Source organism: Azohydromonas lata NBRC 102462 (genome assembly GCF_001571085.1).
Taxonomy (GTDB): Bacteria; Pseudomonadota; Gammaproteobacteria; order Burkholderiales; family Burkholderiaceae_C; genus Azohydromonas; species Azohydromonas lata.
Genome location: NZ_BCTC01000157.1, coordinates 1 through 11,149, shown reverse-complemented (window position 1 = coordinate 11,149; position 11,149 = coordinate 1). Strand labels below are relative to the sequence as shown.

The window sequence follows — 11,149 nt, the reverse complement described above, 5'->3', positions numbered from 1 at the left end:
CACGGCCTCCAGCAAGGAGGACAGCCCGGGGATGACGACCAGGGTGTGCTTGCGTTCTCGAGTTCAAACGGCTCAATCATGTGGGCCACCCGGCCCCCGTCACAGAGATTGAGGAAGCGCCGAAAAGTCGCCGGCGTTGACAGCTACCGGTGTCGGCAAACGCGCCGGTTTCGCACCGCCCCGTTGGGCGCAGGTGCTTTGCCACGGTTCTTGCGCGCGTCATCTTCATTCACAGCCGTGACGGCCGAAAAGCTGGCGACGGACAGACATGAGTGGAGGCACGGCTGCAGGGAGACACATCCCGGTGGTTCCGCCACGGTGTCGCAAGACACAGATGGCGTGCTCAAGCGCTGGTCCCGTTACCAAGCGTGCGGGTGACACGCCGCCTTCTTGACCGGCCTCCTTGGACCGGTGAAGCCACGCCGTAAGCTGGGAAAACCCGTGGTTCAGCCCGCGGCGGCGGGGTGCCCGTGGCCTGGCTTGGTTTCCACCATGGCGGCGCCACAAATGCAATTCGTTTCCCTGTCTCAGAAACTCCCTGATAAGTGTCGAATGTATCTGAGCACAAGCATTGTGATCATGCTTGCCTCGATTGAAGTTCCATATTTATCATCTGCGCCGTGATGGGCACAGTCCCAAGCTCAGCAATAGGTGTTCCCATGAGCGCAGGTTTCATTTTGATCATTCCTGCGCCGTGTTGTTCCAGATGGTAAACCGAGTAAGCGTAAATTACAGACGCAAGGGTTTTGCCCAAGGTCCGAACCCAATTGCTGGCTTGCAGTCGGCTTTCGACCGACTTTCTGTGGCCGGCAATAGAACCGCTGACGGAAGCAATTTCCGGAAAAACGCCGTGTAGCAGTTCACAAACCAATGTCTGAGGCTGTCGCCTTGGTAGAGATTCGTCCGGACGTCGCTTGATTTGGAATAGGTCGGCGCACGGAATTCAGCATCAATCTTTGGTAACAAAGGCCGGTACAACCGGTCCTGCCGTTTCCGAAAAACAGGAGGTCTCAGCCATGTTTGATATTCCTGACATATGAGGCAGTGAATATGCGAACTACTTCCTCGTGAAGCGCCGATCTTATCCGGCCCACTCGCATAAACACACAGTCGAATTGTTCAAGCGCCCGGCAGCCTTATTCGGACGCGGGGGCAGCTTTTTTCTGTCTATTTTTACTGACAACCATGGAATCCATCGTCAACACCACTCGTTACGCACTGCTGGCGTCCGTCATCTCGACCGCTGTCCTGTTCAGCGCCTGTGGCGGCGGAAATACCGATGACGCAGCGGATACTGCCAAGGCAACGGCTTCCGAAACTGCCATGGAAGTCACGCCGGCTTCCACGGACGGTACCTGGACGAAAAAGGCCGGCGAATGGGGTTCCTTTAAGCTGGCTGCCAGCACCTACGTCCGTTACGGCGCGGGCACCAAGTGGATCGGAAAGTGGATCACCGGCACGGTGTATTGCAACAATGATTTCTTCGGCAGCGATCCAGCTTACGGTTCCGTCAAGGAGTGTGACGTTTTCAAAGCCTCGACGACGACCACTCCGACGCCCACGCCCTCGGGCTCGGCCATACTGAGCTGGACGGCTCCGACGAGCAGCATATCGGGCTATCGGGTGTATTACGGCACGGCCTCTGGCAAGTATTCCCAGTCGGTGGGCTCCGGTATCAGCGTGGGTTCTGGCGCCAGCAGCTATACCGTCTCCAATCTGGCGTCCGGTTCGACGTATTACTTCGCAGTGACGTCTGTTGATTCCGCTGGCAAGGAAAGCTCATTCTCTTCCGAGGCGAGCAAGCAAATTCCTTGAGAACCTCCAGAGCAGCCGTCCATAATTCAACCGAATCCCAAGCATCATGAATACCCGCCAACTTACCCGCATCGGCGCCGTGCTGGCCGCCAACCTGCTGATCGCCACCGCCGCTTCCGCTGCGAACTTCTACGTCAACAAGAGCGCCACCTGCGGCAGCACCTGTGACGGCACCACTTGGGCCAAGGCCTGGACAAGCCTGGGCGGCATCAAGTACTCGGCCCTCAACCCGGGCGACACGGTCTACATCGCCGGCGGCACCTACGGCCCCTTCAGCGTGGGCAAGAGCGGCACGGCTTCCGCCCCGCTGACCTTCAAGCGCGCCACGCAGGGCGACCACGGCTCCGACACCGGCTGGTCCTCCGCCATGGATGCCCGCATCATCATCGACGGCGGCGGCAGCAACTTCGCCATCGGCATCGGCGAGGCCCCGGCCTACGCCGCCCAAAGCAACATCGTCATCGACGGCGCCACCCGCTACGGCATTTGGGCCCGCAACGCCATGTACGGCGTGCGTGCCGCCTACGGCGCCAACAAGCTGACGCTGCGCTACCTCGAAATCGGCGACCCCGGCACCTATAAGAACGGCGAGGACGGCATCCAGGGCAAGGGCGACGACCTGCTCGTCGAATACTCCTACATCCACGACAACGACAGCCCCGTCACCCACGGCGACGGCATCCAGTGGTTTGGCGGCAATCGCGTCACGCTCCAGTACAACATCTGGAAGAACAACGGCCAGCAGATTTACTTGGGCGAAGGCAATTGGGACACCGTCGTCAACGACGTCAACGTCCGCTACAACGTCATCTACAACCGCGGTGGCGGCCATTACAACGGCATCGTGCTGTATGGCAACAATACCCAGTCCGGCCGTTATCTGAATTTCTACAACAATACGTTCGACCTGGAATCCAAGTCGAATGACGGCTTCAATAGCGTTTTCTACCCGATTCGCGGCAACGCCACGATCAATTTCAAGAACAACGCTGTGTCTTATGCCAATGCCAGCAACGTTCAATATACTGCCGACAGCAGCAACGCCTATGACAATTCCGGCACCTACGTGACCTGGAATATCCCTTCGTCGGAAACCGGCCGCGTCACGGCTGCCGACCTGGGCTTCGTGGACCAGGCCAATGCCAATTACCGCCTGGCCGCCGGCTCGCCGCTGATCGGCAAGGGCGTGAACGTGGGCCTGACGCGTGACTTCGACGGCAAGGCGGTCGGCTCCACGCCCAGCATCGGTGCCTTTGAATATGGCACCAGCGGCACCGGTGGCACGGGCGGCGGTACCGTCACCACGCTGCAACCGCCCACCAACCTGACCGTCAAGTAATCCGCCCAGGCAGCACTTGAAAACAAGCCGCCACGGGCGGCTGAAAAAACAAACCCCGCATCATGCGGGGTTTGTGCTTTTGCGACGGAAAACCCGCCGGATAAATCCGTCAGGACAGCTTGACGATCTTGGCCACCGAGGGCACCAGGCGGTTATCCCCGGCCGCCGCCTTGGGGTTCTTGCGCAGCGCAAACACCATGTAATAGCCCGGCGGCATTTCGGTGGCCTTGGCCGGCGCCTTGACGGTCAGGCTCTGGCCGTCCTGCGTGAAGTCCAGCTCCATGCGGCGCTGCTCGTTGCTGAAGGAATGGGTGGAGGATCCGGTGCGAATCATCACCACTTTGTCCACCGCCGCCGTCGTGCTCATTTGCACCGTGAAATTCTCGGACCAGCTGAAACTCTTGGGCGTGACCTGGTTGATGACCGGCTGCGTGGCAAAAGAGCCGTCCGGGTTGAACAGGTAGGGCGGGAAATACATTTCCGCATTGAGCCCCTTGACCGGCCCCGGCGCCCCGCCGCCGCCCACCACCACCGCGCCGCTGGGCAGCAGCATGGTGTTGCCGTGGTAGAGCCGGGGCTTGGCGGCATTGGCCGTCATGGTCCATTGGCCGGTGGAGGGATTCCACATTTCGCTGGTGTAGACGGCGTCGGCCAGGGTATTGGCATTGCGCGAGCCGCCATTGAGCCAGACGTTGCCGTCAGGCAGCACGGTGGAGAAGCCCCATTTGCGCGCCGTGCTCATGGGCTGCCCAATCGTGATGACGGGCTGCGTGCCGTTGATGTCCACCAGCGCCACCTGTGTCGTGTTGCGTATGGACATGAGCTTGCCCGGCGCATACATCAGCGAGGTGGTATTCCAGTTGGTGCCCTGCAGTTTCCCGTTGAGCTTGGTCAGCGCGCCGGTGCCGGTCGGGTCCAGGGCGTAGAAATAGCCGTCATTGGTGATGGTGAGGATCTTGCCGTTGGGCGCCAGCCAGGACTTGGGATACCACCAGTTGCCCTTGGTCTCGCCAAAGGCGGCCGGGCTGTCCGCACCGGTGAGCGTGCGCCAGCCCGTGTCGGGCACGTAAACCTCGGGCGTCGTCGCGTAAGTGGCGGTCGTGGCGGGCTTGGTGCTGGTACCCGCGAAATCCCGGTCGTCACGCCCGCCCATCACCACCACGTCGCCGCGTTGCGTGGTGATGGCCGTGCCGTACCAGCGCCGGTACTGCATGGGCGTGGGCTGCTTTTGCATGGTGTTGGTGGCCGGATCAAAGAAATCCAGATCGGCCACGGCGTAATTGCGCACGCCGTTGATCATGCGGTCGCCGCCGGCCATGAATACCTTGCCACTGCCGGGCAATACGAGTTGCGTATTGCAGAACAAATCGGTGCCGGTGGTATTGGACAACAATTGGAAGGGCGAGGTATCGGCCCCTGCGACATTGGGATTCCAGTCCGGGTCCCACAGCGAGTACCACAATTTGGCGCCCTGGTTTCCCTTGTCGTCGCTGCCATAGGCCAATACCCGGCCGTCGGGCAACAAAACCATGTGCAGCGGTATCACGGGCCACGCAAACGCCGGGCCGAAGGCGCCCTGGCTGTAGGCCGTGGGGCCGGTGGACGTGGGCACATAGGAAGACGTCAACTCCCCGGACGCAGCCAGCGCCTTGAGGGTTTCGGTCACCGCACCGGACGCCGCGACCGGGCCGCTGCCGTAATCCACCGGGGCCTCGTTGTCGTCCTCCGGCATTTCCATGGCCGTGACGTCCGTTTGGGCCGTGCTGTGTGAATCACCCCCGCCGCATCCCGCCAGCGCGGAAGCCACCAGGACACACAAGGCACTGAGTTTGAACCCGTGGCGCTGGGCCGATATCGGTAAATATGGAAATTCCATGTCGTGCAGACCTGCAGAACAGCACACAAAAGCAGCACGCGCCCGCGGCTGCGACTTGCGGCACTTTGCGCATGAACTCATGCGGAAAAAACCCCACGCCTTAACGTGTAGTTGTTCCGGCCTGTATCGAGGGAATCCTTTGGTAAATACGACGGGCCTTTTAGGCGGCCCAGGAATTATTTGGCAAGGAAATTCACACCGGTTTGTGGGCTATTGGCCTCAACAGCCCTCCTGAATGGCGGGTATGAAACCCCGCGTGCCGCTCGGACTTGCCCGCAGCGGGCGGCCGCCTTCAGGCGACCTGTTCCAGCCGCAGGCCGTCTTGGCGGTCCAGCCAGGCCTCCAGCGCCGGCGCGGCCATGGGCCTGGCGATGCCGAAGCCCTGGAGCTGGCTGCAGCCCAGCTCGTCCAGCAGCCGCGCGTGGGCGGCGGTTTCCACGCCCTCGGCCACCGTGTCCACGCCGAAGGCCTCGGCCAGGCCGATGACGGCGCGCACGATGTCCAGATCGCCCCGGTCGCCCAGCATGTTGCTCACGAAGCTGCGGTCTATCTTGAGCGTGCGCACGGGCAGGCGGCGCAGGTAGCTCAGCGAGGAGTAGCCCGTGCCGAAGTCGTCCAGCGCGCAGGAGATGCCGTGCTCGGCGCAGGTCTGGATGGCGCGGCTGGCGGCGCCCAGGTCCGCCAGCGCGGCGGTTTCCAGCACTTCCAGCTCTATGCCACCCAGCAGTTGCGGCTGCAGCGGCGCGGCCTCGCGGACGATCTCCGCGACGGCCGCAGGCAAGTCCGGCAGCACCAGCGTGCCGGGCGAAACGTTGATGCTCATGCCCAGCTCGCGCCCGGCCGCGCGCCATTGCGCGAGCTGGCGCACCCCGGCGCGCAGCACCCACAGGTCCAGCGTCACTTCCAGCGGCGTGCCTTGCAGCACGGGCAAAAAGTCCCCGGGCGGCACCAGACCGCGTACCGGGTGCTGCCAGCGCACCAGCGCCTCCACGCCCAACACGCGCCGCGTGCGGGCGCAGATCTTGGGCTGGTAGTGCAGGCGGAGCTGGTCGGTTGCCAGCGCGGTGCGCAGCTCCTCGATGAGCACCGCCTGCGCCGGCGCGCGCTCCACGCCGTCGCCGGCCATGCACGCGCGGTTCTTGCCCAGCCGCTTGGCGCGGTACATGGCCTGGTCGGCCGCGCGCAGCAGGTGGTCGGCCGTGGTCCCGTGTTCCGGGTACAGCGCCACGCCCATGCTGGCCGAGACCTGCGGCGCTTCGCCGGCCAGCGGATAGGGCTGCGCCAGCGACTCCAGCACCCGCTCCAGCACCGGCTGTACCGAGGCCATGCCGTGCACCCGTGCCAGCAGCAGCACGAACTCGTCGCCCCCCAGGCGCGCCACGGTGTCGCCCTCGCGCACGGCGTGGCGCATGCGGGCGGCCGCGGCCATGAGCAGCGCGTCGCCCTGGGCGTGGCCGAAGCGGTCGTTGACTTCCTTGAAGCCGTCCAGGTCCAGGTAGCACACGGCCACCTGGCCGCCCTGCGGGCCCAGCCGGTGGGCGCCGGCCATGAGCTGGCCCAACCGGTCCAGCGCCAGCACGCGGTTGGGCAGCCCGGTGAGGGCGTCGTAGTGCGCCAGCCGCTCCAGGTGCTCCTGCTGGCGCTTTTGCCCCGTCACGTCGCTGAAGATGCCCACGTAGTGCGTGAGCTCGCCGTCCTCGGCATGCACGGCCGAGATGCGCAGCAGCTCGGCCACCAGCTCGCCGTCGGCGCGCCGGTTCCAGATCTCCCCGCTCCACTTGCCCGTGGTCAGCAGGCGCTCCCACAGGCGCTCGTAGAAGGCGCGGTCCTGCCGCCCGCTGGACAGCAGCGCCGGCGTGCGGCCGATGACCTGCTCGCGCCGGTAGCCGGTGACGGCTTCGAAGGCGTCGTTGACCTCGACGATGCGGCCCTGCGGGTCGGTGATGACGATGCCCTCGTGGGTGCCCTCGAACACGCTGGCGGCCAGCCGCAGCCGCTCCTCGGCGCGGCGGCGCTCGGTGATGTCGGTGAGCGTGCCGCTGGTGCCCACGACGCGGCCCTGCCCGTCCAGCGTCAGCCGCGCGAACACCTCCACCCGGCGCAGGGAGCCGTCGCGCGCCACGCAGCGGATCTCGTGGCGGCAGTCCTCCTGCTCGCGCTCCATGAGCGGCGCCAGCAGCGCCGCGCTGCGCTCGCGGTCCTCGGGGTGCACGCAGTCCAGGAACGGGGTGCCCAGCGAGGCCTGCACGTCGTGGCCCAGGACGTCGGTCCACGCCGGGTTGAGAAAGGTCCACCGCCCCGCCGCGTCGGTCTGGAACACCACCTCCTTGAGGACGTCCACCACCGAGCGGACCGTGCGCAGCTCGTGGCGCAGCGCGGCGCACACGGCTTCGGTCGGGGCATCGGCCGCGGGCCGCGCAGCGGCGGGCGCGGTGGGCACTTGGGCGACGGCGGGAACGGGGAAGACGGTGGGCACGGCGGGCGCGGGGGCTGCGGAGTCAGGGGTTTATCGGTCCGGGCGGGCCCGTGTTGATACCCGCCGCCGACGGGCTTCGTGCAAAACGACCCGATTGTTCCCGCACTGTGGGCCTGCCGCCTGCCCGCGGGACAGCGCCTGCGCTCACAGCGCCCAAGCCGTGCGCAGTTCCATGATGCGCGGCAGCGCATTCTCGAACAGCGAAACCAGGCACGGATCCAGGTGCGTGCCCGCGTCCAGGCGCAGCGTGGTCATGGCCGCGTCCACCGACCAGGCCTTGCGCCAGGGGCGGCGGCTGGTGAGGGCGTCGAAGGCGTCGGCCACGGCGGCGATGCGCGCGGCCTCGGGAATGGCGTTGCCGGCCAGGCCCGCGGGGTAGCCGCCGCCGTCCCAGCGCTCGTGGTGGTGCAGCGCGATGGTGGCCGCGAGCTGGAACGCGGGCGCGGCGCGGCGCGACAGCAGCGCGTGGCCGGCGCGGCAATGCGTCCTGACGGCGTCCCACTCGTCGGCATCGAGCTTGAGCGGCTTGAGCAGGATGCCGTCGGGGATGTCGAGCTCGCCCACGTCGTGCAGCGCCGCGGCCGCTTCGAGCAGCGCGCAGCCGCCTTCGTCCCAGCCGGCCGCGCGCGCGAGCTCCGCGGCGTAGGCGGCCATGCGCCAGGGGTGCAGTTGCGACTCGGCGTCGCGCTGGCGGTTGGACTGCGCCACCAGCCCAAGCAGCTCGCGCCGGGCCGACTCGCCGCCCTGCTCCGCGGGCTGCGCCAGCTCCAGCTGGAGCCGCACCCGCGCGCGCAGCGCCTGCACCGTCGCGGGCTTGGCGATGAAGTCGGCCGCCCCGGCCTGCCGCGCCGCCGCGCGGCTGCCGGGCCCGCCATGGCGGGTGAAGAGCACCACGGGGATGTCGGCCGTGGCGGCGTCGGCCCACAGCGCGCGGCACGCGGCGGCCGGGTCGCTCTCGGCCTTTTCCACGTCCAGCACGATGAGCGCCGGCGCCTGGCGCCGCGCCACGGCCGCGGCGTCGGCAATGCCGCGGAAAAACTCCAGCCGGTGCTCGCCGCCCAGCGCCTCGCGCAATGCGGCCCGCTGCACGGGGCTGTCGTCGAGGATTAGAAGGTGTCCGTCGTTCATGTTGTGGTCGTGATTCCTGTGCTTGCGAGCCATGGCGGGGCTGAGTCCCCGCCCGCGGACGTGTCGTCACAAGACTGTTTCCGGCAGAAATTGGCCCGTGTTTAGGGCCGCACCTACCCGTTCAGTCACGGGAACGCACATTGCTGCGGCGCGGCCATATGCCCACCACCACGATTGCTGCCGCAGACCCTCGTGTCCAGGCGCCCGCCGAGGCCGGCGACGGTGCCGGCCTGGCGCTGGCCATCGTCCTGAATTGCGGCTCCGGGCACCTGGAGACGCAAGAGCGCCTGCAGACGCTGCACGGCGTGCTGCAGGCCGCGGGCCGGCGCCACGAGGTCTTTTGCATCGACGGGCAGCGCCCGCCCGCCGAGGTGGCCGCCCAAGCCGTGGACTGGGCCGTGGCGCAGGGCGGCGCGGTGGTGGCCGCCGGCGGCGACGGCACGCTCAACACCGTGGCGCAGGCGCTGCTGCCCGCGGGGCTGCCCATGGGCGTGCTGCCGCAGGGCACCTTCAACTACTTCGCGCGCAACCACGGCATTCCCACGAACATGGAGCAGGCCGTGCACGCGCTGCTCACGGCGCGGGTGCAGCCGGTGCAGCTTGGGCTGCTCAACGACCGGGTGTTCCTGGTCAACGCCAGCCTGGGCCTGTACCCGCAGCTGTTGCAGGACCGCGAGAGCTTCAAGAAGCAGTTCGGCCGCTACCGCTTCAACGCCATGCTGGCGGCGCTGGGCACCATCCTGCGCCAGCACCGGCAGTGGACGCTGGAACTGGACTTGGGCGGGCGCAGCGTCGTGGTGCGCACGCCCACGCTGTTCGTGGGCAACAACCGGTTGCAACTGGAGCAGCTTGGGCTGGCCGAGGCCGCCGCCGCGGGCTCGCTGACGGCGGTGATGGTCAAGCCCGTTGGGCGCCTGGGCCTGCTTGGGCTGGCGCTGCGCGGCGCGCTGGGCCGCCTGGCCGAGGCGGCCAACGCGGTGGACTTCTCTTTCCGGCGCCTCACCGTCACGCCCGCGCACGGCGCGCGCGGGCGGCGCCTGCGCGTGGCGCTGGACGGCGAGGTGCTCACCATGCGCACGCCGCTGACCTTCGCCGTCTCGCCCACGCCGCTGCGGCTGCTGGTGCCGGCCGGGGATGCGCAGGACGTGCCGGCCGGCGGCGCGGCGGCCCGCGAGGCCGGCAGCGATGCGGCGAGCGGCGCAGCGTCCGCCCGGGCGGCGCCGGCCGTCTGGGCAGGGGCCGCGGGCGCTGCCGGCGCGGCCGGCCAGCCATGAGCCGGCTGCTGCAGGTGTCGGACGCGCACTTCGGCGCCGAGATTCCCGAGGTGCGCGACGCGCTGCGGCGCCTGGCGCTGCGCGAGCAGCCTGACGTGGTGGTGTGGACGGGCGATCTCACCCAGCGCGCGCGGCGCGAGCAGTTCGCCGCCGCGCGCCGCTTTGCCGACTCGCTGCCCGGCGCGCTGACCCTGGCCATGCCCGGCAACCACGACATCCCGCTCTACGACCTGGTGCAGCGGCTGCTGCGCCCCTACGGCAACTACCGCCAGGCCTTTGGCACGGAGCTGGAGCCGGAGCTCGAACGCGAGGACTTGCTGCTGCTTCTGGTCAAGACCACGCGGCGCTGGCGGCACAAGCACGGCGAGCTCTCGGCCGCGCAGGTGGAGCGCGTGGCGCGGCGGCTGCGCCAGGCCTCGCCGGGGCAGTTGCGCGTGGTGGCCACGCACCAGCCGCTGCACGCGGTGCAGAGCTGCGACTTGGGCGACCGCCTGCGCTGCCCGCGCGAGGCGCTGTCGCTGTGGGCGCAGGCCGGGGTGGACCTGCTGCTGGGCGGCCACACCCACCGCCCGCGCTGCGACCGGGTGGAAGCCGGCGCGCGCGCGGTGTGGCTGGTGCAGGCGGGCACGTCCATCTCGCACCGCGTGCGCGGCGAGCTGCCCAACTCCGTCAACCTGCTGCGCCACGAGGGCACGGACGGGGCGCGGCACTGCGAGGTGGAACGCTGGGACTACGACCCGCGCGGCGGCGAGTTCGCGTGCGTGCACAGGACGCGGGCGATGCTGTCGCGGTGAGCGGAGGTGGCCGTTGCCGCCGCATGCGCGCCGCCAGCGGCGCCGCGGCGGACGGCGCGGCGCAGGCCCCCCAGAACACGGTGTTAGACGGTCTAACACCTGTGCCACCGCACCGACCACCGGCGGCAAGCGGTCCGCGGGCGTAGGGCAGGCGCGGCGCTTCGACTTGCTGCGCGTGGCTTCGCGCCTGGGCAGGCCATTGCGGCTGGGCTCGTCGCCGTCGGCTGCGCAGAGCGTGTGCCTTGTAGGAGGCCCGCTTGCGGGCCGAACCCTCCCCCGGCTGCAATTCGGCCCGCAAGCGGGCCTCCTACAAGTCGGCAAACGTGTTTCGTACCCAATTCGTCATGCCCGCGAAGGCACATGGCTGTCCGGGGAAAGTGGGGTGCGCTGCCCGCCCGTGGCAAGAGCGCTGCGCACCCTTCTCCGTCATACCCGCGAAAGCGCACC

Annotated in this window: 7 protein-coding genes; 4 read left to right on the top strand and 3 right to left on the bottom strand. The window is 67.6% G+C overall.

Annotated elements, in window-relative coordinates; translation table 11 throughout:
- Positions 1 to 1,185: 1,185 nt before the first annotated feature.
- Both ALA01S_RS32375 and ALA01S_RS28795 read left to right on the top strand, forming a co-directional pair.
- Entirely contained in the window at positions 1,186 to 1,815 is a 630-nt protein-coding gene (locus ALA01S_RS32375) for a fibronectin type III domain-containing protein (protein ID WP_084268051.1), read from the top strand.
- A 46-nt stretch (positions 1,816 to 1,861) separates the two neighbouring features.
- Positions 1,862 to 3,154 carry a hypothetical protein gene (locus ALA01S_RS28795; RefSeq protein WP_066342789.1) on the top strand — a complete coding sequence of 431 codons (1,293 nt, stop codon included), beginning with the start codon at positions 1,862 to 1,864 and terminating at the stop codon, positions 3,152 to 3,154.
- 109 nt (positions 3,155 to 3,263) lie between these two features.
- Here ALA01S_RS28795 and ALA01S_RS28790 read toward each other — a convergent pair whose 3' ends face one another.
- The 3 genes from ALA01S_RS28790 to ALA01S_RS28780 all read right to left on the bottom strand — a co-directional run bounded on the left by ALA01S_RS28790 (position 3,264) and on the right by ALA01S_RS28780 (position 8,634).
- Positions 3,264 to 4,892, bottom strand: coding sequence for a galactose oxidase early set domain-containing protein (locus ALA01S_RS28790; RefSeq protein WP_066342786.1), 1,629 nt, complete (start codon positions 4,890 to 4,892; stop codon positions 3,264 to 3,266).
- 430 nt (positions 4,893 to 5,322) lie between these two features.
- Positions 5,323 to 7,506, bottom strand: a complete 2,184-nt coding sequence (locus ALA01S_RS28785) for a putative bifunctional diguanylate cyclase/phosphodiesterase (RefSeq protein ID WP_066342785.1) — start codon at positions 7,504 to 7,506, stop codon at positions 5,323 to 5,325.
- Between the two features lie 144 nt (positions 7,507 to 7,650).
- On the bottom strand, positions 7,651 to 8,634 hold the full coding sequence (locus tag ALA01S_RS28780; RefSeq protein ID WP_066342783.1) for an HD-GYP domain-containing protein: 984 nt from the start codon (positions 8,632 to 8,634) through the stop codon (positions 7,651 to 7,653).
- A 158-nt stretch (positions 8,635 to 8,792) separates the two neighbouring features.
- On the opposite strand from ALA01S_RS28780, the gene ALA01S_RS28775 reads away from it, so the two are divergent.
- A complete protein-coding gene (locus ALA01S_RS28775) occupies positions 8,793 to 9,908 on the top strand; it encodes a diacylglycerol/lipid kinase family protein (RefSeq protein WP_084268048.1) in 1,116 nt (371 codons plus the stop codon).
- Positions 9,905 to 10,702: a metallophosphoesterase family protein gene (locus ALA01S_RS28770; protein WP_066342780.1), complete on the top strand. Its 798-nt coding sequence runs from the start codon at positions 9,905 to 9,907 to the stop codon at positions 10,700 to 10,702. The genes ALA01S_RS28775 and ALA01S_RS28770 overlap by 4 nt, the downstream gene beginning before the upstream one ends.
- Positions 10,703 to 11,149: the final 447 nt, after the last annotated feature.

Bases quoted from the DNA above. Each gene is read 5' to 3' on its own strand.
- ALA01S_RS28790 (WP_066342786.1), bottom strand. From the start codon at position 4,892: ATGGAAATGCCGGAGGACGACAACGAGGCCCCGGTGGATTACGGCAGC.
- ALA01S_RS28780 (WP_066342783.1), bottom strand. From the start codon at position 8,634: ATGAACGACGGACACCTTCTAATCCTCGACGACAGCCCCGTGCAGCGG.
- ALA01S_RS28775 (WP_084268048.1), top strand. From the start codon at position 8,793: ATGCCCACCACCACGATTGCTGCCGCAGACCCTCGTGTCCAGGCGCCC.
- ALA01S_RS28795 (WP_066342789.1), top strand. From the start codon at position 1,862: ATGAATACCCGCCAACTTACCCGCATCGGCGCCGTGCTGGCCGCCAAC.
- ALA01S_RS32375 (WP_084268051.1), top strand. From the start codon at position 1,186: ATGGAATCCATCGTCAACACCACTCGTTACGCACTGCTGGCGTCCGTC.
- ALA01S_RS28770 (WP_066342780.1), top strand. From the start codon at position 9,905: ATGAGCCGGCTGCTGCAGGTGTCGGACGCGCACTTCGGCGCCGAGATT.